Source organism: Ensifer sp. CCNWLY38, assembly GCF_037120565.1.
In the GTDB taxonomy this organism is placed as follows: Bacteria; Pseudomonadota; Alphaproteobacteria; order Rhizobiales; family Rhizobiaceae; genus Ensifer; species Ensifer adhaerens_H.
In genome coordinates this window covers 423,914-448,964 of record NZ_JBBBBO010000001.1, presented here as the reverse complement: position 1 = coordinate 448,964, position 25,051 = coordinate 423,914, and the positions used below count along the sequence as shown (strand labels likewise).

Below are 25,051 nucleotides of genomic sequence, written 5' to 3'. Positions count from 1 at the left end.
CAGGCCGTGCGACGCTGTGCGGCCTCTACTTTATTGGTCCTTCGGGCGAGGAGGTTGACCATGTCTCCACAGTATCAGGACCATCCGTTGCAACTGGGCGACCAGGCTCCGAACTTTGTGCTGGATGCGATCTCACGCGAGGGGAAGATCGCACTTGATGATTTTCGCGGCCGTCGCCCTTTGTTGGTCGGGTTGTATCGGGGCCTGCTGTGTCCCTTCTGCCGTCGCCATGTCGCGGCAATGGCACAGTTAAACCCGGCTTTGCGCGAAAAAGGCGTGGACTCTCTGGCGGTTGTGAACACCCCGGTCGAACGCGCGCGGATTTATTTCCGCTATCATCCGATACCCGGCCTTCTTGCTGCATCCGACCCGGAGCGGGCGTCACACCGCGCCTTCGGCTTACCCCTCCTCGAGTTCACGGAGGATGAAACCGACTGGCCGCACAAGGTCGGAATGGACCTGGTCAAGACGATGCGGGTCGATCGGCCGGGGGAATTGCCAGAACCGATGGACCCGGCAACCGCCGGTGACCTTTTGAGCGAAAAGGATGGGTACGAAATCACAGACGCCGATCAGCAGGTGAGGACACCCGGTCACATGCAACTGGTCGGCCACTTCCTGCTCGATCGAGAAGGTGTGGTGCGCTGGAGCTTCACGGAAGTTGAGGACCAGGGCCAAAATATGTGCCAGGCGCTCAATCCCAAGGACTTGATGGCGGCCGCTTCACAAGTCGCGCATTGATAGCGAAAATTCGCTCGACGAGGCCGCCGGGTTGCCGACGCGCGATTGTGGCGGATTTCTCCGTTTCAGGCGTGTCGGACGAAGATCTGGCGCTCTGCCGTCACCAGTTCCTGCAGGAAAGCCACGACTGTGCGCACGCGCACGACCTCGCGGGCGCTTTCGCGATAGATGGTCCAGTAGGCGCGGCGGATGGGCGTCAGCCAAGCGGCGCGATGAGCGGTGGACTCTCTTTGTGACGAGCTTTCACCAGAAAATTCCATAGAATGTGATATAGATTATGACCCCAAGGGAAATCGCAAGCGATGACCGGATCATGAAGTCAACGAATCTGAATTGATATCCGAAGCTTCCAATGTACGATCTCATGGTTTTCTTCCTTTCTTATTTTTGTTTGTGATCGACTATAGCCGTGCTCTGGCCATGTTCGGCAGTTTGTACTTCTCCTCCGAGGGGTGGGCCCAAGGTGTTATTTGATTAATTGAAAACAAGAGCCGTCCCGCGAAATAGGCGACATTATTCCGAGCTGCCGGGCTTACGTTTCTGTTTGCAATAGAATGCCCGTGCGGCTGTCAGCAGCGCCTCTTCGTCCAGTGGGTAGAGGCGGAACTCGGTCATGAGAAATTGCGCCAGCCGCTGAATTTGTTGGCCCTGCCGCGATATTCCGCACTCAGCACAAGCCGCGTCAAATACGCGCCGGAGCGCGCCAATTTCGGTCTCACTCAATGCCGGGACGATATCATCGGAGTACCCGTGCATAGAACCTCTCTTTCAATTGTTGAACATCTGCGGGTGCCCCGGGGCGCGTTGCGTTTAAACGGCCTCGTGCAACGCGCTTTGACTGTTTGATTTCACGCGTGTCGCTATCGCCAAACCGCTGCGCACTTTTTGCGCGACATGCTTTAGGGCGTGTTGAGAGTACGCAGAGCCCGCGCCGCATTCTTTTGGCTGAGCCCCGTCATCGTCCATGAACCGATCTTTGCCGGCACGCCTGTGAACACATGGTAGATCGTGTACAACCTGTCGCATTCGACGCGGCGTCCGTATTGATAGAGCCTCGCGGATCTGTTGGGCGCCCCGCCTTCCGATTCCCATACACTAATGGCGAGTGCGTGTTCTTCGTCGCTATTTTTCATATCGCGTCCCTAACCTCGGTTTCGGTGTGTGTTCCAATGTTCAAAGCCGTCTGTCTCTCTGGATGGCTTCCTGAAGAAAATCGTCTGAACAGCACCGATGCATCCTTACTTCAGTGATGAGGGCGATAGGTTTCGGCCGCATAGGCCGACATCTTCGTTCGACTTTTGGGGCTAGCTGACAAGCCAGGCGGCAAACGCCGTTACCCAACGAATTTCTGTCTCTACGATTTGGGCGAGAAGGAGATTGCGTGCCTGTCGCGATCCACTGCGATGAGGCGTTCAAGCTCCTCAGGACCGATGGCAACAAGTCGCATTTGGTATTTGTTCTCGACCGTCGCCGGCAGCTTGATGAAGGTCGCCACGCGGCGATAGGCCAGCCAGGAGATGCCTTCAATCGACTCCTCGTCCTCATCAACTTCGTAGTCGCCCGGGGCCACCATCTCGCAGAGGCCTGGCATCCAGAACGGTTCATCGAAATGGACGGTTCGGTATTTCGTGCGGGTAAACATACTGCCCCCTTTCTTATGGCGAACGCCGTTCGCAAGGTTCAGCCAAATCGGGCTGGTCTGGCGCCAAGGCAGCGCGAACAACTGCCGTCAAGGATCGATGATTGGTGAGTTTGGCGGGGCTGGAGCCTCTGACGAAGCAAAAAGCCAAGCTGGCCTAAGAACGACGTTTAATCTGTATCCGATGATTGAGGCTTTACCAAGATATTTTGGGAGTATTAAGCGGACTCATGAAAAATTATGGAGAATTCGACGCTAGTTGATATATATAAATCCAGCGAAAGAGCAAGAATTATGTATTTCTATAAATATTAATATCAATAATTAAATATAGAATATTTCACATTAACATCGATTCTTGGTTGTTTACATTGACGTTTTTAAAGCGCAAACTGGAAAATCTGGATTGCCATTGGCTCATGGTCCGAGCGCGGGCCTGTAACGATCCCGATAATCACCTGATTAGAGGGAACAAAGTCATGACACTCGATCGAATTTTTGAATGGACAAGACCCTACGCCATTGGTTTAGGCGTTGGGCTTTTCGCAGCGCCGATTGTCGGTTTCAATGCTGGATGGCTTACGACCACGACTGCCAGCACGCGGGCGGCGGAAACCGCTCAGGTGGATGCGTTTGCGGGCATCTGTTCAAGCGCGGCAGGACGAATGGCTGCTGCCAGAAGCACGGACCTCGCTGCAATCAAAGGCTTCGACAATCGTGCGAAACGCGATGAATTCGTAGCCGCGATTATGACCGATATCCAAGTTCCGGCAGGTCTCGCAGGCAAGGTCGGTACGAATTGCAGTCGCTCATTGTCCTGAGTTGCCGTGGACGCCGTGCACTGGCATCGCAACCAAAATGAAAATTAGGAGGTCGCCGTGAGGAACTTTACACTCGCTCGATTCTATACGTACGATTTCACCCGACTGTTCGTCGCGCTTGCGTTTACGCTCGCGATAGCCGTGATTGTCTATTCCGCGCTGTTTGGAAGCATCTTTTAGTCGTGTGGATGGCACATGGGCCTTGGTTCCGTATGGAGCCCTGACTGGCACTTCTGGTCGTCTGCCGCGAGGACGCCATCCTCGAGCTAAGCTGGTGCGCGTCGACGTCTCGGCGAGCGCTAGCTGTCAGCGCAGGTGCGTGCGGTCGGCGAGCAGCGTGCGAATGATCGCGTCAGCATCGCCTTGGAGTGTTCTCATAGGCGGGGCGAGGGGGTGTGATTTTGCATAGTAGTTTGCACCGTAGATGATGCCGATGCACCTGATAAGCGTTTGAAATCTAGAGAACCTATCGCAGTGTCGTCCCCACGCAACCGTACCATTCTCCTTATTTCTTCTCTTTCTCGTTTGAAGCGCGTCGGTGCGCCGCTCCCGTTGATCGTGCTCGCCCGCCCCGCGGACGCGCCGTCTCTCGTGCAACCTGGCCCGGTCCGGTCTCAGATGAAGATCTGGTGCTCCGCTGTCACCAGTTCCTGCAGGAAGGCCACTACCGTACGCACGCGCACGAGGTCCCGGGCGCTTTCGTGATAGGTGGTCCAATAGGCGCGGCGGATCGTCGTTTCCGGCAGGATGCGTTTGAGCTCCGGCGTGTGGCGGGCGATATAGTTGTGCAGGATGCCGATGCCGGCGCTGGAGCGCACGGCTTCCGTCTGGCCGGTGGCGCTGGAGATCTCGAACGAGGCGTCCCAGCTTCGCATGATCTCGGCGGAGAAATTCAGAGATGGCGTGAAGATCAGGTCCTCGACATAGCCGATGCGGCGATGTTCCCTCAGATCGTCGATCGTCTGCGGCGTCCCGTGTTTTTCAAGATAATCGGACGAGGCATAGAGGCCGAGCGTGTAGTCGGTGAGTTTTGACGAGACCAGGCGCCCCTGTTCGGGCCGCTCGATGGTGATCGCGATATCGGCCTCGCGTTGCGACAGCGAAAAGGAACGCGGCACCGGTACGAGTTGCAGTTTCAGTTCCGGGTAGCGGGCGGTCAGCCGCCCGAGCCGGGGCGCCAGGAAGGAAACGCCGAAGCCGTCGGGCGCGCCGATGCGCACCGTGCCGGCGATCGCCGTGTCGATCCGGCCGATCTGGGATTGGGCCGCCAGCATCTCCGTCTCCATCCGCTCGGCCGCCGCGAGGAAGATCTCGCCCTCGGCGGTCAGTTCGCATCCGTTCGGCCGGCGCACAAGAAGCCGCGTCTTCAGGGTTTCCTCGAGCGCCGTCACCCGGCGGCTGAGCGTGGCGTGGTTGACACCCAGCCGTTTCGAGGCGGCCAGGATCTGCCCGGTGCGCGCCACGGCTAGAAACATTCTGACATCGTCCCAATTCATAGTGCTGAGGCCCTGTTCGCGCCGTTGGGCATTAATTTTTGCACAACGGTTGCTGAATATCGGAAATTGCTTTGTTGAAATCGTAGTGCGATCATGCCGCCACAATCAAGGTCTGGAGGAACCAACCATGTACGAACTCGGTCATTTCATCGATGGCAAGCGCGTTGCCGGCAAAAGCGGCCGCGTTGCCAACATCTTCAACCCGGCGACCGGCGAAGTGCAGGGCACCGTTGCGCTCGCAAGCGAGGCGGAACTCGCGGCAGCGGTTGAAAGCGCCAAGGCGGCGCAGCCGAAATGGGCGGCCACCAATCCGCAGCGTCGCGCCCGCGTTTTCATGAAGTTCGTCGAACTTCTGAACACGCACATGAACGAACTCGCCGAGATCCTCTCGCGTGAACACGGCAAGACCGTCGAAGACGCCAAGGGTGACCTCGTCCGCGGCCTCGAAGTCTGCGAATTCGTCATCGGCATTCCGCATCTGCAGAAGAGCGAGTTCACCGAAGGTGCGGGTCCCGGCATCGACATGTATTCGATCCGTCAGGCCGTCGGCATCGGCGCCGGCATCACGCCGTTCAACTTCCCGGCGATGATCCCGATGTGGATGTTCGCGCCGGCGATCGCCTGCGGCAACGCCTTCATCCTGAAGCCGTCCGAGCGTGACCCGTCCGTTCCGATCCGCCTCGCCGAACTGATGATCGAAGCCGGCCTGCCGGCAGGCATCCTCAACGTTGTCAATGGCGACAAGGGCGCCGTCGACGCGATCCTGACCCATCCGGATATTGCCGCCGTCACCTTCGTCGGCTCGACCCCGATTGCCCGCTACGTCTATGGCACGGCAGCGATGAACGGCAAGCGGGCCCAGTGCTTCGGTGGCGCCAAGAACCACATGATCATCATGCCCGATGCCGACATGGACCAGGCCGCCAATGCGCTGATGGGCGCTGGCTACGGCTCGGCCGGCGAGCGCTGCATGGCGATCTCGGTTGCCGTCCCGGTCGGTGAAGAAACCGCCAACCGCCTGATCCAGAAGCTGACCCCGATGGTCGAAAGCCTGCGCATCGGCCCCTACACCGACGAAAAGGCCGACATGGGTCCGGTCGTCACCAAGGAAGCCGAACAGCGCATCAGAAGCCTGATCGACAGCGGTGTCGAGCAGGGCGCGAAACTCGTCGTCGACGGCCGCGACTTCAAGCTGCAGGGCTATGAAAACGGTCACTTCATCGGCGGCTGCCTGTTCGACCATGTCACGCCCGACATGGACATCTACAAGACGGAAATCTTCGGACCGGTGCTCTCGGTCGTTCGCGCCAAGAACTACGAGGAAGCCCTCGACCTGCCGATGAAGCACGAATATGGCAACGGCGTCGCGATCTACACCCGTGACGGCGATGCGGCCCGCGACTTCGCCTCGCGCATCAACATCGGCATGGTTGGCGTCAACGTGCCGATCCCGGTTCCGCTCGCCTATCACTCCTTCGGTGGCTGGAAGTCCTCGTCCTTCGGCGACCTCAACCAGCATGGCCCGGACTCGATCAAGTTCTGGACCCGCACGAAGACCATCACCGAGCGCTGGCCCTCGGGCATCAAGGATGGTGCCGAGTTCGTCATGCCGACGATGAAGTAACGACGGGACAAAGATCCTCCCGCCTCCAGGGCCTCCTTCGGGAGGCCCTTTTTTGTGGCGCGCCGGGGACCTCCCTCGGGAGCTCCTTTCCTGTTGCATGCCATACTGCGCTGCAACTAATTTGATATCCCCGAGGCGCTGAAAATTGATTCGCGCCTCGGTCGAATATTGCAGGCATTTCGATCGTTCTTTTGCATGGAAGGCTCATCCGGGGGGATAGCCACAGTTCGCTGGGTTCACAAATGGCGTCATCCTGTCGCAACGCGGCGCCTGTCTGTTAGCGGGCGGCCGCAAGCTGATTTCACTGAGAGAGGTTCTATCATGGTCGTGGCCGAAACGGCGTCGATGCAAGGGACGTCGACGCAGGGTACCGGACAATTTCCACCGCCTGTCGTTCAGCGGTAGCGGAAAAGAGTATTTTGGCATCTGGATCGTCAACGTGTTGCTGACGATCATCACGCTCGGCATCTATTCCGCCTGGGCAAAAGTCCGCCGCAACCGCTATTTCTATGGCAATACTGTGCTGCTCGGGCGCGCCTTCGAATATCATGCGAAGGGCAAGCAGATCCTGATCGGCCGGGTGATCGTGTTCGCCTACCTGATTTTCTACAACGTCATGCTGACCTTCGTGCCGATCGCCGGCATCATCCTTGCGCTGCTGCTGGTGGTCTTCGTGCCGTGGCTGGTCGTCAGGGGCCTGCGTTTCAGCGCCCGCGTCACCAGCTATCGCAATGTGCGGTTCGATTTCGTCGGCGGCGTCGGCGGTGCGTTCCTCGCCTTTATCGTCGGTCCGATCATCTCGGTTCTGACGCTCGGAATCCTGGTGCCGCTCGCCAGCCGCTGGTCCTACCGCTACATCGGCAGCAACCTGCGTTACGGACAAAGGGCATTTACAACCGATCCTTCGGTCGGTGCGATCTACAAGTCCTGGTTCCTGTCGGCGGCCATCATCGTTGCTGGCCTGCTGATCATCGCCTTTATCGGTTTCCTCAACCTAGCCGTGATCATGACGCTGTTCGACGGTTCCTATGTGGCCACCCCGGAAATGCAGGTTTCGATGATTGCGTTGTTCGTCATCGGCTACATCGCGTTCTTCTCGATCTTCGGGGTCGCGACGCTGTTCTATCGTGCTGGCGTTCGCAACGTCGCCTGGTCGGCAACGACCTTCGACGGCAAGCATCAGCTGACGAGCGATCTGTCGCGGGGCCGTTACGCCTGGATCGCGATCACCAACGTGATCGTCACCCTCTTCACACTGGGCCTGATGCGTCCCTGGGCTGCGGTGCGCATGACGCGCTATGTCAATGAACATACGGGTGTACATTTCGAAGGTAATGTCGGCGAGATGTTCGACAAGATCGCCCAGGAAGGTTCGGCCGTTGGTTCGGAGTTCATGGATTTCGAAGGCTTCGACTTTGGCTTCTAGCGTCACAGGGATTGCTGTTGGCGAGTGGCATCCGGCCGGTTCCAGCCGGTCGGTGCCCTCGCGGCTGATCGAAGATGGCGGCGGCGTCAAGGCCTTGGGTGAGGACGGTGTCGAACTTGCAGGCGGCGTGCTTGCCGCCGTCGACATTTCCGCGCGTGTCGGCGCCATTCCGCGTCGTGTCGAGTTTCCCGACGGTTCGCTGTTCGAGACGACCGACAACGACGCCATGGATCGCTTCCTCAAACGGAAGGGAAAAACCAGTCTCGTCCACGAGTGGGAGCGTTTCCACCCGCGCCTGATCGCGGTCGTTTTGGCGACCGTGCTCTGCGGCGTGGCCATCTATCGTTATGCCGTGCCGGCGCTCGTCGAAGTCGCCGTGCTGGTGACGCCGCCGATCGTGCCGAAGATCATGTCGGCAAGCACCTTGGAAACAATGGATCGAACGCTGCTCGACACGTCGGCGCTTGCAGCTGAGCGGCAGAACAAGATCCGTGACGGGTTCAACGCGATCGCGCGCCAGTCCGATCGCGGCGAGGGCGGATATAGCCTCAACTTCCGCAAGGGTGGCACCATCGGCCCGAATGCCTTCGCGCTACCCGACGGCACGCTGATTGTCACCGATGAGCTGATCGAGCTTGCCGGCGACGATACCGAAATGATCGTCGGTGTGCTGGCGCACGAGATCGGTCACGTCGAGCTCGAGCATAGCCTGCGGCAGATCTACCGTGCCGCCGGCGTCGCCGGGCTGATCATGATGATTGGCGGCGACATCGGGTCCGGTGCTGAAGACATTCTGGTGCAGGGCGCTGGCCTCCTTACGCTCTCCTATTCGCGTAGCGCGGAAGGGGCGGCGGATCGGCATTCGGTGGAACTGATGCTGAAGGCCAAGCGTGACCCAACGGCGATCGCACGGTTCTTCGACCTGCTCGAAAAGGAGCTTGGCGACAGTTCCGATACCAGCATCTTGGCGACCCATCCCGGCACGCCGGAACGGCGCAAGGCGATCCTGGATTATGCCGGCGAACTGAGGGCGCAGGGTCAGTAGGCCTCTGCCCGTCGAGCCGCGTCGCCACATAAGGCGCGATGCTGTCATCAAAACGAAAACAGCGGGCACACGGCCCGCTGCTTCCAATTCATGCGATGGTTTTGATCAGTCCTGCGGGCCGTCGTTGTAGCCGACCTTGTCGACCAGTTCCGAAGCCTTCTTGCGGTTCGCTGCGATGTCGGCGAGCGGCAGTTCGTCCGGCTTGATCGTGCCGAAGGACTTCACGACGTCAGATGGCTCGGCGCCCGGAAGAACCGGATACTCGAACACCTGCTCGGCGTAGATCGTCTGGGCTTCGCCTTCCGACAGGAATTCCATCAGCTTCAGCGCGTTGTCCTTGTTCGGGGAATTCTTGGCGAGCGCCATGCCCGAGATGTTGACGTGCGTGCCGCGGTCCTTGGCGTTCGGGAAGAGCACCTTGATGGCGGCAGCCCAATCCTTCTGTTCCGGCTCCTTCTCGTTGGTCAGCATCAGACCGACATAGTAGGTGTTGCCGAGTGCGAGGTCGCATTCGCCGGCGAGGATCGCCTTGGCCTGGTCGCGGTCGCCGCCGTCGGGCTTCTTGGCGAGATTGTTCTTGAGGCCCGTCAGCCACTTCTCGGCTTCGGCTTCGCCATGGTGGGCGATCATCGAGGCGAACAGGCCGATGTTGTAGGAGTGCTGGCCGTCGCGGGTGCAGATCTTGCCCTTCCACTTCGGATCGGCAAGTTCTTCATAGGTGATGTCGTCCTGGGCGACGCGGTCCTTGGAGGCGTAGACGACGCGGCCGCGCGTGGTGAGGCCGAACCAGTTGCCGTCAGGATCGCGGAAATGTGCCGGGATGTCCTTGTTGATCGTCTCGTTGACGACCGGCTGGGTGACGCCTGCGTCCTTGGCTTCGGTCAGGCGGCTGATGTCGACCGTCAGGATCACATCGGCAGGCGAATTGGCGCCTTCGGCCTGGATGCGCTCGACCAGACCCTTGTCGAGGAAGAGCACGTTGGTGGTGATGCCGGTTTCCTTGGTGAAGGCGTCGAGCAGCGGCTTGATCAGATCGGGCTGCCGGTAGGAGTAGATATTGACCTCACCGTCGGCCCAGGCGGCGCTCGTCGTAAGCAGGGTTGCCGTCAGGGACAAAACGCCCATCGCTGCTCTTGAAACGGACATCGCTTCCTCCATTTTCTTGTTTGAGCTAAGTTAACAAAAATGCTCATCTTTCTTGACCTCAGCGCCCAGAACAGTCAATCGGGAAACGGTTAACACTCAACAAGAAGTGACTTTTCGAGCTTTTTGGAATTGTTCCAAACTACGATCCGTCCTATATGAAGAACTCGTGAACCTCTCGAATGCCGGAGTGAATGATGCGTCTGACGAAACAAACGAACTACGCGGTTCGCATGTTGATGTACTGCGCCGCCAACGGAGACAAGCTCAGCCGCATTCCCGAAATCGCCAGGGCCTATGGCGTTTCCGAGTTGTTTCTCTTCAAGATCCTGCAGCCGCTGACCAGGGCCGGCCTTGTCGAGACCGTCCGCGGCCGCAATGGCGGCGTGCGCCTGCCGAAGCCCGCATCCGCCATCACCCTGTTCGATGTCGTCAAGGTCACGGAAGACAGCTTCGCGATGGCGGAATGTTTCGAGGCGGGTGAGATCGATTGTCCGCTCGTCGACAGCTGCGGCCTCAATTCGGCACTGCGCAAGGCGCTCAACGCCTTCTTCGAGGTGCTTCAGGGCTATACGATCGACGACCTCGTCAAGGCCCGTCCCCAGATCAACTTCCTGCTCGGCCTCGAAGAGACGAAGCGTCCGCAGACCACGGCTGCCTGACGATCCAAGACCTACTGCATGTCTCCTTAAATCGACCTCGATTTAAGGACTAAGACGCGCAGAGGTCGCTGTAGCGGAGCTTCGCTGGGTTTCACCCCTGCGGCAGATATTCCCGCAATATGAAATCGATCGCGGTAGGGTCGATTTCCGCCTTGTCGATGCGGAAGTCCGCACCATACTCCTCCAGTTTCTGAAAATAGGGATCGGCGAGCGACGCAGAAATCACCCCGATCGGCCCGATGTAACCTTGGTGGCGAAGCGCCGGCACGGTCTCGCGGAAATCGAGCTGCGGGTGAAGTCGGTTGTCCAGAAGGATCATCGACACCGGCTTGCCCGAGCGCAGGAATTCCAACGCGCCTTCCATCGTCTGGCAGTAATGCAGCTCGATCTCGATATTGCTCACCTTGCGGATCAAGGCGCGCAGGATCAGATTTTCAGTCGGATCGTCGTCAACGAGCAGGATGTGAGCTTTTTGCGTCATGACCGATACCCTTGCTGATTTGCAGGCGTCCTGTTCGTTGGGCGTGGTGCAATGGGACACCACGCATCGGCTGTCACTGGATGATCTGTTCTCGGATCGCCTTCGCCACCATCTGGGTGCGGTTGACGACATCAAGCTTCTTCAGGATCGTTGCGGTGTGGGAATTCACGGTGTGCTCCGACACGGAAACGATGAGAGCGATCTCGCTTGCCGTCTTCCCGTGCGAGATCCACTTGAGGATTTCGGTCTCCCGCGGCGTCAGGCCCATGCCGGTCTTGTTGGCCAGCGCGATGCGATAGAAGTAGTCGAAGGCTGAGACCGCGTCATAGGCGACTTCGACATGCTCGGCGCGGCCGATGTCATCGCCATCGCCGAGAAAGAGAACGGCGTAGCGCGCGCCGGTGGCAGCCGCATGCACGGGTACGCTGAGCAGCAGCTCGAAACCGAGCTGCACGAGCAAATTCTGGCTGGTGTCGCAGCCCGGGTCGTCCGTCCGCCAGACGGAGGAAATCGCCGACCGGTGCAGCGTCTTGTAGAAGATGGAGTCGCCGAAGCGGTGGCGCTTGTCGTATTCCTCGGCAAGCCCGGACGGAAGATCATGCAGCACCAGGCGGGTTGACAGCATGCACGCGTCGTTCTCGTTGCCGAGCTGAAGAATGCCGAAATGGCTGAAGCCGAACCTGAGCGCCATCGTGTGGAAGATGCGAAAGAAGTCTACGCGGTTCAGCGCTTTCTCAAGTTCGTCGCGAAGATCGTATCGCCTGTGATTTTCCAGCAAAGCCGCCACGGAATGGCTATCCCCTTGTCGTCGCGCGGCAGTCTATCCGGCGCGCCGGAGCAATCAACCGGCAAAGATCGGTGCCGGCATTGCTGGCAGCAAGCATCATGCCCGTCCCTCGGCAAACCTGCCGAAAGACGGCAAACTGTAAAAGGCGGCTGCCGGTCCCTCCCAAGGACGTCTAGGCACGTCGATTGTCTCCCCCGAGTTTGTATACGTTGTATTGCACAATCCTGTTGGTGATTTCTACCATACTATCTTGGGATTGACGGAAACCTGTCGGTACTGAATTGCGCCCGCATGTGGTGAATGATCGTGTATTCCGCCGGCCGGCTGTTCGCGCTAGAATAGAGGCGGGCATCCGGGGCGAGACTAGCCCCGGTGGAGGGACGAACAAGGCGCGTTGCAAACCCTGCGGAAGCAGCCGGGAAGCCTTGGTTCGAAGGTGTTGCGCTGCACTGATTCGTCAGTCGATTCTAAAACAGTGGACAGATGTCCCGGCTCTACCTGAGGACGAATTTTTCGCATAGACAAATTTATGCGGCGACTTATTGCAATGCGACGCCAAATGTCGTTCCATCCGGCCTTGACCGGGGGGCAACGGCATTCCGCGTCAGGAAAACACGAGAACAAAAACAAATCTGGGAAGCAAAGCTCATGAAAAAGCTCACTACTCTCTTTGCAGCGACGGCGCTTGCCACGCTGATGGCCGGCTCTGCCTGGTCGAAGACGTTCGTCTATTGCTCGGAAGGTTCGCCTGAGGGTTTTGACCCGGGCCTGTACACCGCCGGCACGACGTTCGACGCGGCTGCGCACACGGTTTACAACCGCCTGCTCGAGTTCAAGAAGGGCACGACCGAAGTTGAGCCGGGTCTCGCCGAGAGCTGGACGATCTCCGATGATGGCCTGGAGTACACCTTCAAGCTGCGTCCGGGCGTCAAGTTCCAGACGACCGAGTTCTTCACGCCGACCCGCGAGCTCACCGCAGATGACGTGGTGTTCTCTTATGAGCGCCAGCTGAAGGCTGATAACCCCTGGAACAAATACATCGCCGGCACCTCGTGGGAATATGCCGCCGGCATGGGCTTCCCGGAAGTTATCAAGTCGGTCGAGAAGGTTGACGACCTGACGGTCAAGTTCACCCTGACGCGCAAGGAAGCTCCGTTCCTCGCCAACATCGCGATGCCGTTCGCTTCGATCCTGTCGAAGGAATATGCCGACAAGCTGCAGGCTGACGGCAAGATGGAGCAGATGAACCAGATGCCGCTCGGCACCGGTCCGTTCGCGTTCGTCGCCTACCAGCAGGACGCCGTCATCCGCTACAAGGCGAACCCGGACTACTGGGGTGGCAAGCAGAAGATCGACGACCTCGTCTTCGCGATCACTTCAGACGCTTCGGTCCGCTACCAGAAGCTTCAGGCCGGCGAATGCCACCTGATGCCGTTCCCGAACGCTGCCGACGTTGCAAAGATGAAGGCTGACCCGAACCTGAAGGTCATGGAACAGGCCGGCCTCAACGTCTCCTACCTCGCCTACAACACGACCCAGGCTCCGTTCGACAAGCCGGAAGTGCGCAAGGCGCTGAACAAGGCGATCAACAAGCAGGCAATCGTTGACGCCGTCTTCCAGGGCGCAGCCCAGCCGGCCGTCAACCCGATCCCGCCGACGATGTGGTCCTATAACGACAAGCTCGAAGACGATACCTACGAGCCGGAAGTCGCCAAGAAGATGCTTGAGGACGCAGGCGTCAAGGACCTGTCGATGAAGCTCTGGGCAATGCCGGTATCGCGTCCGTACATGCTGAACGCTCGTCGTGCGGCTGAACTGATGCAGTCGGACTTCGCCAAGATCGGCGTCAAGGTCGAGATCGTGTCCTACGAATGGGCCGAATACCTCGACAAGTCCAAGGCCAAGGATCGTGACGGTGCCGTCATCCTCGGCTGGACCGGCGACAACGGCGACCCGGACAACTTCCTCGACACGCTGCTCGGCTGCAACGCTGTCGGCGGCAACAACCGCGCGCAGTGGTGCAACCAGGAATTCGACGCCCTCGTGAAGAAGGCGAAGGAGACCTCCGATCTGGCAGAGCGCACCAAGCTCTACGAAGAAGCTCAGGCCGTCTTCAAGCGCGAAGCACCTTGGGCCACGATCGACCACTCGCTCTCGGTCGTGCCGATGCGCAAGAACGTTGAAGGCTTCGTTCAGAGCCCGCTCGGCGATTTTGCCTTCGACGGCGTGGACATCACCGAGTAATTTAGTTAACTGATCCTTAAGGGGGCGTTTGCCAAGGGCAAGCGCCCCTCTTTGCATCCACTATAGCGACCCGAGCTCCATCTGGAGCACACAAGGTCGCTGTGGCATTTCGACTTGCTGCATGCTTCGCCGTTAAGTGGGAAAGCATGCAGTGGTGCCAGCGGCGGGATACAATGCCGCGGCAACATGGCGCGGGGTTTAACATGTTCCGATTTCTCCTGGGGCGATTGGCTGTCCTGATACCGACATTTGTCGGGGTCTCCATCATCGCCTTCTCCTTCATTCGCATGCTTCCGGGCGATCCGGTTGCGCTGCTTTCGGGCGAGCGCGTCATGTCGCCGGAGCGACATGCGGAAATTTCACATGCGCTCGGTTTCGACCGGCCGATCGTGGTGCAATACCTCGACTATCTCTGGGGCGTGCTCCACGGTGATTTCGGCACGTCGATCGTGACCAAGAAGCCGGTGATCGACCAGTTCTTCGAACTGTTCCCGGCAACCGTCGAGCTTTCGCTCTGCGCGATCCTGTTTGCGGTCATCCTCGGCATACCCGCCGGCGTGATTGCTGCGATCAAGCGCGGCTCGGCGGTCGACCAGGCGATGATGGGGACCGCCCTTGTAGGCTTCTCCATGCCGATCTTCTGGTGGGGCCTGCTGCTGATCATGCTGGTCTCCGGCATGCTGCAGTGGACGCCGGTCTCCGGCCGCATCTCGCTGATGTTCTTCTTCCCGCCGGTCACCGGCTTCATGCTGATCGACTCGCTGCTGTCGGGTCAGGCCGGCGCCTTCAAGTCGGCGGTCAGCCACCTGATCCTGCCGACGATCGTGCTCGGTACCATCCCGCTCGCGGTCATCGCGCGCCAGACCCGCTCGGCGATGCTCGAAGTTCTCTCCGAAGACTACGTGCGCACGGCGCGCGCCAAGGGGCTTTCGACCTTCCGTGTGGTCGGTGTGCATGCGCTGCGCAATGCGATGATCCCGGTGGTCACCACCATCGGCCTGCAGGTGGGCGTCATGCTCGCCGGCGCGATCCTGACCGAAACGATCTTCTCCTGGCCGGGCATCGGCAAGTGGATGGTAGATTCGGTGTCGCGTCGTGACTACGCCGTCATCCAGGGCGGTCTCCTGGTCATCGCGGCGGTGATCATGCTGGTCAACCTCATCGTCGACCTGATGTACGGTCTCATCAATCCACGCATCCGGCACTAAGGAGGGCGTCATGTCTCAAGCTGCTGCAACAAGCACCGTTTCGACCGATCCGTCCCGCCGGGCGCGTCTGGCCGAGTTCTGGTACTATTTTTCCGAGAACCGTGGCGCCGTCATCGGCCTGGTTTTCTTTCTGATCCTCGTTCTGCTCGCGCTCTTCGCACCGTGGATCGCACCGCATGATCCGGTGGCGCAGTACCGCGATGCGGTGCTGGTTCCGCCGATCTGGCAGGAGGGCGGCCGTGCAGGCTTCCTGCTCGGCACCGATGCCGTCGGCCGCGACATGCTGTCCCGTCTGATCTACGGCACGCGTTTCTCGCTCTTCGTCGGCGTCATCGTCACGACGCTGTCGCTCGTCGGCGGCATCGCGCTCGGCGTCATTGCCGGCTACTTCCGTGGCTGGGTCGATACCGTCATCATGCGCGTGATGGACATCATCCTGGCGTTCCCGTCGCTGCTGCTCGCCCTCGTGCTGGTGGCGGTTCTTGGCCCGGGCCTCGTCAACGCCATGATCGCGATTGCGCTCGTCTTCCAGCCGCACTTCGTGCGCCTGACGCGTGCCGCCGTCATGAGCGAAAAGACCCGTGACTATGTGGTTGCCGCCAAGGTCGCGGGCGCTGGTCATGGCCGCCTGATGTTCAAGACGATCCTGCCCAACTGCATGGCGCCGCTGATCGTCCAGGCGACGCTCTCCTTCTCGAGCGCCATTCTCGACGCTGCGGCCCTCGGCTTCCTCGGCATGGGCGCCCAGCCGCCGACACCGGAATGGGGCACGATGCTCGCCGAAGCTCGCGAGTTCATCAGCAGCCACTGGTGGGTGGTCACGCTTCCGGGTATCGCGATCCTGATCACGGTGCTGGCGATCAACCTGATGGGTGACGGCCTGCGCGATGCTCTCGATCCCAAGCTGAAGAGGTCCTGATCATGGCGCTTCTCGAAATCGAAAACCTGGTCGTCGAATTCCAGACGGCCGCCGGTCCCTTCCGCGCCGTCAACGGCGTCTCCATGAAGGTCCACGAACGCGAGGTTCTGGCGATCGTCGGCGAGAGCGGCTCGGGCAAGTCCGTGTCGATGCTGGCGGCCATGGGACTTCTGCCCTGGACGGCGAAGGTCACCGCCGACAAGCTGACCTTCAACGGCCGCGACCTCTTGGGCATGTCGGCGAACGAACGACGCAAGATCGTCGGCAAAGACATTGCCATGATCTTCCAGGAGCCGATCGCCAGCCTCAACCCATGCTTCACCGTGGGCTTCCAGATCGAGGAAGTGCTGCGCATCCACATGGGTCTCGACAAGGCCGGCCGCCGCAAGCGCGCGATCGAACTGTTCGAGGCGGTCGGCATTCCCGATCCGGCCGAGCGGCTCGGTCACTTCCCGCATCAGATGTCGGGCGGCCAGTGCCAGCGTGTGATGATCGCGATCGCGATCGCCTGCAACCCGAAGCTTCTGATCGCCGACGAGCCGACCACCGCGCTCGATGTGACGATCCAGAAGCAGATCCTCGACCTGCTGATGAGGCTGCAGGCCGAGCACAAGATGGGCCTGATCATGATCACGCACAACATGGGCGTGGTCGCGGAGACCGCCGACCGGGTGGTCGTGCAGTACAAGGGCCGCAAGATGGAAGAGGCTGACGTGCTGACGCTCTTCGAAAATCCGAAGAGCAACTATACGCGCGCACTTCTGGCGGCGCTGCCTGACAATGCCACCGGCGATCGTCTGCCGACGATCTCCGAACTCTTCGTCGATGAAGGAGCGGCCCAATGAGCGTGATCCTCGAAGCGCGCAACCTGGTGCGCGACTACCATATCCCCGGCGGCCTTATAAAGAAGGCAAAGACCGTTCATGCCTTGAAGGGCGTGAGCTTCAGCGTCGAACAGGGCAAGACCCTGGCGATCGTCGGCGAGAGCGGCTGCGGCAAGTCCACGCTCGGCCGCATCCTCACCTTGATCGACCCGGCGACCTCGGGCGAACTCCTGATCGAAGGCAAGAAGATCGACATCGCCAAGGGCGATATGACGCCGGAGATGCGCCGCAAGGTGCAGATCGTCTTCCAGAACCCTTACGGCTCGCTCAACCCGCGTCAGAAGATCGGCGACATCCTGATGGAGCCGCTGCTCATCAACACCGACACGCCCGCCGACGAACGTCGCGACCGGGCGATGACGATGCTGAAGAAGGTTGGTCTCACCGAACTGCACTTCAACCGCTACCCGCACATGTTCTCCGGTGGTCAGCGCCAGCGTATCGCCATTGCGCGCGCGCTGATGCTGAACCCGAAGCTGCTGGTGCTCGACGAGCCGGTATCGGCGCTCGACCTTTCGGTTCAGGCACAGGTCTTGAACCTGCTCGCCGATCTGCAGGACGAGCTCAAGCTCACCTACGTCTTCATCAGCCATGACCTCTCGGTCGTGCGTTACATCGCCGACGACGTCATGGTGATGTATTTCGGCGAAGCCGTCGAATATGGCAGCCGTGATGAGGTCTTCGCCGACCCGAAGCACAGCTATACCAAGACGCTGTTTGCCGCGACGCCGCGTGCGGACGTGGAGAGCATCAAGGCACGATTGGCGAAGAAGAAGCAGGCGGCCTGATCCACCACCGCTGATTTTCGCCGAGGAAACAAGAGAAGCCGGGCAGCCACTGCCCGGCTTCTTTGACTTCAAGACATGATGGTGTAGAGGTGTCGCGCCGCCTTCACTTCTCGCCTCTGGGCGGCGGGCAGCCGCTTTTCGGCCGGACGACCGTTCGGCCCAACCTCAGGAACACGATCATGGAAATCAAGCGTTTCGAAACCGGCCCCCGTATGAGCCAGGCCGTGGTCTACAACAACACCGTTTACCTCGCCGGCCAGGTCGGCAACGCCGGTGACGATGTCGTGACGCAGACGAAGCAGGCGCTTGCCGAAGTCGACCGTCTTCTGGCGCTCGCCGGCACCGACAAGACCCGCATCCTCTCGGCCACCATCTGGCTCGCCGATATGGCGGACTTCCCGAAGATGAACTCCGTCTGGGATGCCTGGGCTCCGCAGGGCCATACCCCCGCGCGCGCTACCGGCGAAGCCAAGCTTGCGACCCCGGAATACCTCGTCGAGGTCATCGTCGTCGCTGCTGCCTAAGCCCTGCGGTACGGGCTTTTCCGCATCACGCTTTCAGCGCCGTCGGACCTCCTGTCCGGCGGCGTTTTTCGTGGCGCCGCTTGGGTCGTGCAGGGAACCAATCGGCGAGCCCGAACGTTTAAAGTCCGAACCAAGAATCTGGCCAAAAAACCGGGCCAACTTTGGGAGGACTGTCTATGCTCTATTGGCTGCCACGGGTCTGTGTCCTTCTTTTTGCGGGCGTCCTGATCGCTTTCGGTCTCATTCCTGACACCGCCGCGGGTGTCGCCAACACCTTGCTCGTCATCATTCTCGGCCTCGGTCTGCTCTCGCTGACCCTGCATATCTTTCCACCGGAACGTCATTGATCGAGCGCGATCCAGGCGGCGTGCCGCAATCTGAGGCGAAGCGTGCGGCGGGGCAGTTCGATGTCCTGCCCGCAAGACCGGACGCCAGTCGCGCGTCCGTGCCTGAAGGACAGCGAGGCGTGATCTTGGAAACCTTGCGGCGAGTTGGCACCTCCCACGAGCGGAAGCGCGCGAGACGCATTGTCGACGAGGAGGCGGCGGTTGCGACGGCGGCGCCGTCGACCGCGCCGCGGCGTGACGGTATCGATCTGATGGTTGCCTGGAGCATCGTCGGCCTCTTCGTCATTGCCGGATCCGCTGCCATCTACACCATGGAGACGATCCTGCTGCCCATCACGTTCGCGATCGTTGTCGGCATCGTCCTCGGGCGCACGGCCGACGCGCTGGCGCGCTATGGTTTGCCGCCGATCTTCGGCGGCCTGCTGCTGGCGATGATTTTCGTGATCGGTCTATCCTTCCTCGTCAACGCATTGCTCGGCCCGCTGACGACGCTCGCCTCCGAAGCGCCGAAGCTTGCCGAAGGCGTCGTGGCGCGCATCATGCCCTTTGTCGACCGGTTTGAATGGTTGCGGCTGGCGGTCGCGCGGAGCGTAGGGAACGATGCAATTGCCGATACCGTTATGAAGAACGCCGGCCCGATGCTCGCTGCCACCGTCGGGGGGCTGACGCCGGCCCTCGTACAGACTTTGATCTTTCTCGCAGCGCTCGGTTTGTTTCTGCTTGGCCGGCTGGAACTGCGCAAAGCCATCATTCTCGCCTTTGCCGGCCGCGAGCAGCGCCTCAGCGCCATTCGCATCATGAATGCCATTGAAGATGCGCTGGCGCGGTACTTCTCCATCGCCAGCCTGATCTATCTGGCGCTCGGAACTGTGACGATGGTCATCGCACTCGTCGGTGGCCTCGCCATGCCGCCGCTCTGGGGCCTGTTTGCTTTTGTCTCGAGCTTCATTCCCTATCTCGGCGTGACGGTGATGACGCTGAGCCTCGTCGTCGGCGGGCTGATGACGCACGAGGTGCTGTGGCTGGCGCTGGCGCCGGCCGTGGCTTTCTTCGTCGTTCACCTCGCCATGGAAAATCTCGCCATTCCGGCCATCCTCGGCAGTGAACTCGAGGTGAATCCGTTCCTGGTGTTCATTGCGATCGTTTTCTGGACCTGGATGTGGGGCGCGGTCGGCGCCATGCTGGCGCTGCCGCTTTCTCTCATCGTCCTTGCAATCGTCGAAGAAATCCGTGAGCAGCCGCCGGAACGGCAACTGCCTGGCTGAAGGGGAAAGATCAGCGCCGCGCCGAGCGGGCGTGCTCGTCGAAGAACAACGCCTGGCTGATCAGAGCCTTCACCATGTCCGGATTGAACGGCTTGGTGACGAGGAAGGCCGGTTCCGGCCGCTTGCCGGTGAGCAGTCGCTCGGGGAAGGCGGTGATGAAGATCACCGGCACCGTCGCCTGAGTGAGGATTTCGTTGACGGCATCGATGCCCGAGCTGCCATCGGCGAGCTGGATGTCGGCGAGCACCATCCTCGGGGATGTCTTGCGATAGAGATCCAACGCCTCCGTATGGGTGCGGGCGATGCCCGTGACCCTGTGGCCGAGGCTTGTCACCATGTCTTCGATGTCGAGCGCGATCAGCGGCTCGTCCTCGATGATCAAGACGTCGGTGGCGACCTGGCGCGAGATGTCTTCCGAGGCAACCGTCAAGAGCTTCGAAAATTCGCCCTGGCTCAGACCCATGATCTCCGCCGCATCGGCGATCGAGAAGCCTTCGACCGAGACGAGCAGGAAGGCTTGGCGCGGCGCAGGCGCGATCAGCGAGAGGTTCGCGGCCGCCTGTTGTTCCCAGGCAAAGGGCGAGGCGTTTTCCGTCCGATCGATCGAGATTTTCTCGAACTGCGAGCAGAATAGCTTGTAGAGGCTGATTCGATCGTTCGACGTATCCGGGAAGAGGCCGATGTCTTCGATGAGGGCTTCGAGAACGGCGGCCACATATCCGTCACCCGCGGCCTGCGAACCGGTGACGGCGCGGGCGTAGCGGCGCAGGAAGGGCAGGTGTGGCGCGATCCGGGTCGAAAGTGACATCAACGACTTCCTTAGGTGCAATACGATTCGTTTGTTTTCTGAGGATAGGGGACATCTGGCGGAATACGTGAATGGTTTTGAACACGTTTTTCGGCCTAGAGCAAATCCGGCAAACTTGCGAAGCGGTCTTCTTTGCAGGTGGGTAGAAAACAACGGGAATACCGCAAGCGGCGGTAGATGCAGAACATGGACGACGGGACCGAAAGACGAGAAGGGCAGGGCGGTGGACCGGGTGTGGCCGCGGAAAATTCGGATGCCCACGGGCTGATCGGCGCCGGATTGAAGGCGCTCTATCAAGCGCTGGAACAGGAGCCGGTTCCTGACCTCTTCGTCGATCTTTTTGAAAAGCTGGAGAAAGCGGAAGCGGCGGCGGCTGACCGCAGGCCCCGCGCCTAACCCGCCTCAACGGAAGAAACGGGCCAAGGCCCGTTTCTCCCTTGCTGGTGCCGATCAGCAGGCGGCCTCATAGCGGCGGCCGTAGCGGTCGCGATAGATGCAGCGACCCGGTTCGTTGGCATTCCCGATGAGTGCACCGGCAACGCCGCCGATCGCTGCGCCCACGGCAGCACCTCTGACATTGCCCGTTGCTGCGCCGCCGACGATGGCGCCACCGGTTGCGCCGATTGCCGCCCCCTTTTCTGTTTGCGTGCAGGCGGCCAGCGGGAGAATGAGGCTTGCTACGATCAGTATCTTCTTCATGACGCGTTCCTATCCGGTTGCTCTGTTGAACATAGAATCGGTTACTCGAAATTGATTTGTCGGGACTGATGACGAACAGAATGACGACAATGAGGCATCTGTCGCACCCGGTGCCGCGTCATTGGCCAGCGTTGACTTGCTCGCAATGGGCGAGCTACGTGTGGTGTGTCCTTGCCTCCCAGCATCTCCTCCATCGCTCGGCCGCAGTCGCAGCACTTGTTATCGTTGCGAAAACGACGACTGCTGCGTTTTGTTCCATAGCCGCCGGTCGGGCATGGCATCTCTCGCCGGCAGCGACGGCTGCCGGGACGGCGTCCATGCGCATCTGAAGCGCGAGGTATGGGCGCGGCGAACGCGCTACGTGGGCAAAGGTTCCAACAAAAATTAGATCTCGTCCGGTGGAACAGGAGGGCAGTCGTCCCCGTTTTGCCGTTCTCAAGTTTGATGTTGGGGAGCATGCCCATGGAACACATAGCTGCCATCATGGTCCTGGGCGGCTGCATGCAGGCCACGGACGCCTGCCGCGAGGTGCCGGCGCCGACCGAGGCGTTCGAAACCGTAGACGAATGCCGCGAACTGCTTTCGCCGGCGATCGAGGCGACCGTCGGGGCCTTCAAGCACGCCTACGGCGCCTGCGCCGAGGTCGATCCCGCTCTGTTTGTCGAGGACGCGACCATCGAATGGCACGTCACTCCTGCGGGCCGCTTGCAGGTCAAGGTGCAGGTCGATGACGGCAGTTACACCGTTGCCGCACGCCGCGACAACGATGGGAAGACCCGAAACTGAGTTCGTTGGCTGCCCGTGTGGCGCCCCATCAACCGAAAAGGCAAAGCAATGAATTGGGATATCGTCGAAGGCAAATGGCATGAACTGAAAGGCAAGGTGCAGGCGCAATGGGGCAAGCTCACCAACGACGATCTCGATGTTATCGATGGTCGCCGGCAGGAGCTTGCGGGGCGTATCCAGGCCCGCTACGGGGTCGCACGCGACGAGGCGGAGCGTCAGATCGACGAGTGGATGTCACGGCGCTAAAGCCTGTCGCGCAAAAGTGCCCAGCGGTTTGCGACAACGACATGCGAAATATCAAGAACTTACAGCGCAAGGAGCGAATCTGAAGGATCGCGACGCGCTTTAGGGAAATTCTGGATGCGACACAACTTCGATAACCAGACCGCGCTAAGTTGCGGACAGAATGAAGACAGATCTTGAAATGAGAAAAGCCGCCCGGCTCTGGCCGCGGCGGCTTTTCAATTGTCTTTTTTTCAATTGTCTGGCGGAAGCTTGGCTATTTCTTCTGTGCCATTCGTTCGCGCCGGCGAAGCTCTTCGAGAAGATGTTCGAGCTTCGCACTCTGATCTTCGCTGCTATTGACGTAAAGATCGCGCATCGTCTTACCGATGTGAAGATTGCCAGCCCGGAGATCTTTTCTCTCCCGACCCGCTTCAACCGCCACTTTCCAGATATGTGCTGTCGGCATCTTCATTTCGACCCTGCATATTCCATGGAGGAGGAACGTCAGAGTATCTCGAATGTTCCGGGCATTTCCGGTACAAAGCGTCTCGATTTGGGACTCTTTTGTCTATCGTGGTAAATGAATGGTTAATTTCCGTGGGAATGAAGATTTTCTCGGAGCGCATTTCATAAGATATTTGGAACAAAGTGATAGTTGTGGCGTTTGTTTTGCAGTAATCCTGGCAAGGAGAATTGCTATGTTATACTATGCGCTTGTCTTCCTCGTTGTGGCAATCATAGCGGGTGTACTTGGTTTTGGTGGCGTTGCGGGTACCTCGGCGGGTATCGCGCAGGTCCTTTTCTTCCTCTTCCTCGTCTTCTTGGTAATTTCGCTGGTCGCGGGTCTGGTGCGTCGAGGCTGACGGGAGCGGTCGCAAACGCAAGGAAGTTGGACATGGGCGGCGGCAACGTCGCCCTTCCTGCATCCGCAGGTCCGCTCAGTCGGCGCGCCTTGCTTGCCCTTGCAGGCCCGCTTGGCTATTGATGCCGAAAGCGCCGCTTTTGCCTTGAGGATACCGAGATCATGAAATCGCTGGAACTGCTCGTCGAGCGGATCATCCTCTCAGCCGCTCGCTGAAGAAGAAGTGACGTTGGCGCCGTGGCTTCAAGCGAAGCCGCAGCTTGTCTTGATCGGAAAACGGGGCAGCCGCAAATGAAGACTGACGTAGTGGTTCTCGGCGCCGGCATCGTCGGCATCTCCACCGCCATCCATCTGGCGCGGCGCGGCAAGTCGGTGGTGCTGCTCGACCGTCGCGGCGCCGGCGAGGAAACCTCCTACGGCAATGCGGGCCTGATTCAGCGCGAGGGTGTGTTTCCCTATGGCTTCCCGCATGATTTCGGTGCGCTCTTCCGCTACGCGCTGAACAACACCATCGACGCCCACTACCACCTCCGCGCCCTGCCGGGTCTGGTGCCGTTCCTGGCGCGCTATTGGTGGCATTCGGGCTTTAGCCAGCACCAGCGCATCGCCCATCTCTATGCGCCGCTGATCGAGCATTCGATCAGCGAACACCAGGACCTGATAGAGGCGTCAGGCGCCGGCGAACTCATCCGCAAGGACGGCTGGATGAAGGTTTTCCGCACCGAGAAGCAGCGGGATGCCGCCTACAAGGAGGCAGAAAAGCTTTCGGCCGGCTTCGGCGTCAACCACCAGAAGCTCTCGACGAGCGAACTGAAGACGATAGAACCGTCGATCAGGGCCGATCTCGTCGGCGGCCTGCGTTGGAGCGATCCCTGGTCGATCCGCGACCCGCACAGCCTCAACAAGGCCTATCTCGCCTATTTCCAATCGCTCGGCGGGCGCCTGGTGTCCGGCGACGCAGCCACGACCGAACATGTGCTCGAAGGTCCGGGCTGGCGCGTGGCGACACCGGAGGGCCCGCTCGAGACCCGCGAAGTGGTCGTGGCGCTCGGTCCATGGGCGGACACGGTTACCCGCAAGCTCGGCTATCATATCCCGCTGGCGGTCAAGCGCGGCTACCACATGCATTACGGCATGCAGGAGGGTGCGCAGCTCAACAACTGGGTGCTCGACGCCGAGAAAGGCTATTTCCTGGCGCCGATGCTGCGTGGGGTGCGCCTCACCACCGGCGCTGAATTTGCCTGGCGCGACGCGCCGAAGACGCCGGTGCAATTGACGCGCGCCGAGCGGGTGGCGCGCGAATTCTTTCCGCTCGCCGAACGCCGCGACGAAGAACCGTGGATGGGCGCGCGTCCCTGCACGCCGGACATGATGCCTGTCATCGGCAAGGCACCGCGCCACGAAGGCCTGTGGTTTGCCTTCGGCCATGCGCATCACGGCATGACGCTCGGCCCGGTGACCGGCCGGGCGCTGGCGGAAGCCATGACCGGAGAAAAGCCGGTCATCGACATCGCGCCTTACCGCCCGGAGCGCTTCCTGGGGTAAAGCAAGTCCAGGAAAAGTGCGAAGCGGTTTTCCGCCCGGAATTGCGCCATTTCAAAGAGAACAAGCCAAGTGCGGGAGGCTG

At 60.1% G+C, this 25,051-nt stretch carries 28 protein-coding genes and 1 pseudogene; 20 read left to right on the top strand and 9 right to left on the bottom strand.

Going from position 1 to position 25,051, the window contains the following annotated elements; all coding sequences use genetic code 11:
* Window positions 1-60: 60 nt before the first annotated feature.
* Entirely contained in the window at window positions 61-741 is a 681-nt protein-coding gene (locus V7S54_RS02280; protein ID WP_065372768.1) for a peroxiredoxin-like family protein, read from the top strand.
* 65 nt (window positions 742-806) lie between these two features.
* Here V7S54_RS02280 and V7S54_RS02275 read toward each other — a convergent pair.
* From V7S54_RS02275 to V7S54_RS02265, 3 genes and pseudogenes are all read right to left on the bottom strand, one after another.
* A pseudogene (locus V7S54_RS02275) lies at window positions 807-932 on the bottom strand (LysR family transcriptional regulator); the annotation flags it as partial.
* A 322-nt stretch (window positions 933-1,254) separates the two neighbouring features.
* A complete protein-coding gene (locus V7S54_RS02270; protein WP_065372766.1) occupies window positions 1,255-1,497 on the bottom strand; it encodes a hypothetical protein in 243 nt (80 codons plus the stop codon).
* Window positions 1,498-2,095: 598 nt separating this feature from the next.
* On the bottom strand, window positions 2,096-2,383 hold the full coding sequence (locus tag V7S54_RS02265) for a hypothetical protein (RefSeq protein ID WP_065372842.1): 288 nt from the start codon (window positions 2,381-2,383) through the stop codon (window positions 2,096-2,098).
* Window positions 2,384-2,859: 476 nt separating this feature from the next.
* Between V7S54_RS02265 and V7S54_RS02260 the strand changes: the two genes are divergently transcribed.
* Window positions 2,860-3,201, top strand: coding sequence for a hypothetical protein (locus V7S54_RS02260; RefSeq protein WP_065372841.1), 342 nt, complete (start codon window positions 2,860-2,862; stop codon window positions 3,199-3,201).
* A 614-nt stretch (window positions 3,202-3,815) separates the two neighbouring features.
* On the opposite strand, the gene V7S54_RS02255 is transcribed toward V7S54_RS02260, so the two are convergent.
* Window positions 3,816-4,697 carry a LysR family transcriptional regulator gene (locus V7S54_RS02255; protein WP_065372764.1) on the bottom strand — a complete coding sequence of 294 codons (882 nt, stop codon included), beginning with the start codon at window positions 4,695-4,697 and terminating at the stop codon, window positions 3,816-3,818.
* A gap of 127 nt (window positions 4,698-4,824) precedes the next feature.
* Between V7S54_RS02255 and V7S54_RS02250 the strand changes: the two genes are divergently transcribed.
* The 3 genes from V7S54_RS02250 to V7S54_RS02240 all read left to right on the top strand — a co-directional run bounded on the left by V7S54_RS02250 (window position 4,825) and on the right by V7S54_RS02240 (window position 8,792).
* Window positions 4,825-6,321 carry a CoA-acylating methylmalonate-semialdehyde dehydrogenase gene (locus V7S54_RS02250; RefSeq protein ID WP_065372763.1) on the top strand — a complete coding sequence of 499 codons (1,497 nt, stop codon included), beginning with the start codon at window positions 4,825-4,827 and terminating at the stop codon, window positions 6,319-6,321.
* A 388-nt stretch (window positions 6,322-6,709) separates the two neighbouring features.
* Entirely contained in the window at window positions 6,710-7,747 is a 1,038-nt protein-coding gene (locus V7S54_RS02245) for a YjgN family protein (protein WP_065372762.1), read from the top strand.
* Window positions 7,737-8,792: a M48 family metallopeptidase gene (locus V7S54_RS02240; RefSeq protein WP_065372761.1), complete on the top strand. Its 1,056-nt coding sequence runs from the start codon at window positions 7,737-7,739 to the stop codon at window positions 8,790-8,792. Before V7S54_RS02245 ends, V7S54_RS02240 begins: the two co-directional genes overlap by 11 nt.
* A 105-nt stretch (window positions 8,793-8,897) precedes the next feature.
* Here V7S54_RS02240 and V7S54_RS02235 read toward each other — a convergent pair whose 3' ends face one another.
* Window positions 8,898-9,917, bottom strand: a complete 1,020-nt coding sequence (locus V7S54_RS02235; protein WP_065372760.1) for a Fe(3+) ABC transporter substrate-binding protein — start codon at window positions 9,915-9,917, stop codon at window positions 8,898-8,900.
* Between the two features lie 215 nt (window positions 9,918-10,132).
* Here V7S54_RS02235 and rirA point away from each other — a divergent pair, with 215 nt between their 5' ends.
* On the top strand, window positions 10,133-10,597 hold the full coding sequence (gene rirA / locus V7S54_RS02230; RefSeq protein ID WP_065372840.1) for an iron-responsive transcriptional regulator RirA: 465 nt from the start codon (window positions 10,133-10,135) through the stop codon (window positions 10,595-10,597).
* A 91-nt stretch (window positions 10,598-10,688) separates the two neighbouring features.
* On the opposite strand, the gene V7S54_RS02225 is transcribed toward rirA, so the two are convergent.
* Together V7S54_RS02225 and V7S54_RS02220 are read right to left on the bottom strand one after the other, a co-directional pair.
* On the bottom strand, window positions 10,689-11,078 hold the full coding sequence (locus tag V7S54_RS02225; protein ID WP_065372759.1) for a response regulator: 390 nt from the start codon (window positions 11,076-11,078) through the stop codon (window positions 10,689-10,691).
* Between the two features lie 73 nt (window positions 11,079-11,151).
* Window positions 11,152-11,865, bottom strand: a complete 714-nt coding sequence (locus tag V7S54_RS02220; RefSeq protein WP_065372758.1) for a helix-turn-helix transcriptional regulator — start codon at window positions 11,863-11,865, stop codon at window positions 11,152-11,154.
* A 648-nt stretch (window positions 11,866-12,513) separates the two neighbouring features.
* Here V7S54_RS02220 and V7S54_RS02215 point away from each other — a divergent pair.
* The 8 genes from V7S54_RS02215 (at window position 12,514) to V7S54_RS02180 (ending at window position 20,044) form a co-directional block, all read left to right on the top strand.
* Complete coding sequence (locus V7S54_RS02215) at window positions 12,514-14,109, top strand: ABC transporter substrate-binding protein (RefSeq protein WP_065372757.1); 1,596 nt, start codon at window positions 12,514-12,516, stop codon at window positions 14,107-14,109.
* A gap of 203 nt (window positions 14,110-14,312) precedes the next feature.
* Window positions 14,313-15,317 (top strand): ABC transporter permease subunit, encoded by a 1,005-nt coding sequence (locus V7S54_RS02210; protein ID WP_065372756.1) that lies wholly within the window; start codon window positions 14,313-14,315, stop codon window positions 15,315-15,317.
* A gap of 10 nt (window positions 15,318-15,327) precedes the next feature.
* A complete protein-coding gene (locus V7S54_RS02205) occupies window positions 15,328-16,236 on the top strand; it encodes an ABC transporter permease subunit (protein ID WP_065372755.1) in 909 nt (302 codons plus the stop codon).
* A gap of 2 nt (window positions 16,237-16,238) precedes the next feature.
* Window positions 16,239-17,081 (top strand): ABC transporter ATP-binding protein, encoded by an 843-nt coding sequence (locus tag V7S54_RS02200; RefSeq protein WP_083203468.1) that lies wholly within the window; start codon window positions 16,239-16,241, stop codon window positions 17,079-17,081.
* Window positions 17,078-17,908: an ABC transporter ATP-binding protein gene (locus V7S54_RS02195; RefSeq protein ID WP_065372754.1), complete on the top strand. Its 831-nt coding sequence runs from the start codon at window positions 17,078-17,080 to the stop codon at window positions 17,906-17,908. Before V7S54_RS02200 ends, V7S54_RS02195 begins: the two co-directional genes overlap by 4 nt.
* Window positions 17,909-18,087: 179 nt before the next feature.
* A complete protein-coding gene (locus V7S54_RS02190; protein WP_057250950.1) occupies window positions 18,088-18,432 on the top strand; it encodes a RidA family protein in 345 nt (114 codons plus the stop codon).
* Between the two features lie 176 nt (window positions 18,433-18,608).
* On the top strand, window positions 18,609-18,779 hold the full coding sequence (locus tag V7S54_RS02185; protein WP_093231984.1) for a hypothetical protein: 171 nt from the start codon (window positions 18,609-18,611) through the stop codon (window positions 18,777-18,779).
* A gap of 134 nt (window positions 18,780-18,913) precedes the next feature.
* A complete protein-coding gene (locus V7S54_RS02180) occupies window positions 18,914-20,044 on the top strand; it encodes an AI-2E family transporter (protein ID WP_419178147.1) in 1,131 nt (376 codons plus the stop codon).
* A 10-nt stretch (window positions 20,045-20,054) separates the two neighbouring features.
* On the opposite strand, the gene V7S54_RS02175 is transcribed toward V7S54_RS02180, so the two are convergent.
* Entirely contained in the window at window positions 20,055-20,852 is a 798-nt protein-coding gene (locus V7S54_RS02175) for a response regulator (protein WP_057250945.1), read from the bottom strand.
* Between the two features lie 186 nt (window positions 20,853-21,038).
* On the opposite strand from V7S54_RS02175, the gene V7S54_RS02170 reads away from it, so the two are divergent.
* Window positions 21,039-21,248, top strand: a complete 210-nt coding sequence (locus V7S54_RS02170; protein ID WP_065372838.1) for a NepR family anti-sigma factor — start codon at window positions 21,039-21,041, stop codon at window positions 21,246-21,248.
* A gap of 54 nt (window positions 21,249-21,302) precedes the next feature.
* Here V7S54_RS02170 and V7S54_RS02165 read toward each other — a convergent pair whose 3' ends face one another.
* The gene (locus V7S54_RS02165; protein WP_034800856.1) at window positions 21,303-21,551 is read right to left on the bottom strand and encodes a glycine zipper domain-containing protein; all 249 of its coding nucleotides are present in this window, start codon (window positions 21,549-21,551) and stop codon (window positions 21,303-21,305) included.
* A 462-nt stretch (window positions 21,552-22,013) separates the two neighbouring features.
* Between V7S54_RS02165 and V7S54_RS02160 the strand changes: the two genes are divergently transcribed.
* The 5 genes from V7S54_RS02160 to V7S54_RS02140 all read left to right on the top strand — a co-directional run bounded on the left by V7S54_RS02160 (window position 22,014) and on the right by V7S54_RS02140 (window position 24,969).
* Window positions 22,014-22,337 (top strand): hypothetical protein, encoded by a 324-nt coding sequence (locus V7S54_RS02160; protein WP_336408035.1) that lies wholly within the window; start codon window positions 22,014-22,016, stop codon window positions 22,335-22,337.
* Between the two features lie 48 nt (window positions 22,338-22,385).
* Entirely contained in the window at window positions 22,386-22,583 is a 198-nt protein-coding gene (locus V7S54_RS02155; RefSeq protein ID WP_057250941.1) for a CsbD family protein, read from the top strand.
* A gap of 160 nt (window positions 22,584-22,743) precedes the next feature.
* On the top strand, window positions 22,744-23,142 hold the full coding sequence (locus tag V7S54_RS02150) for a hypothetical protein (protein WP_065372752.1): 399 nt from the start codon (window positions 22,744-22,746) through the stop codon (window positions 23,140-23,142).
* Window positions 23,143-23,260: 118 nt separating this feature from the next.
* A complete protein-coding gene (locus V7S54_RS02145; protein WP_065372751.1) occupies window positions 23,261-23,425 on the top strand; it encodes a DUF1328 domain-containing protein in 165 nt (54 codons plus the stop codon).
* A gap of 290 nt (window positions 23,426-23,715) precedes the next feature.
* Entirely contained in the window at window positions 23,716-24,969 is a 1,254-nt protein-coding gene (locus V7S54_RS02140; RefSeq protein ID WP_065372750.1) for an NAD(P)/FAD-dependent oxidoreductase, read from the top strand.
* Window positions 24,970-25,051 lie beyond the last annotated feature (82 nt).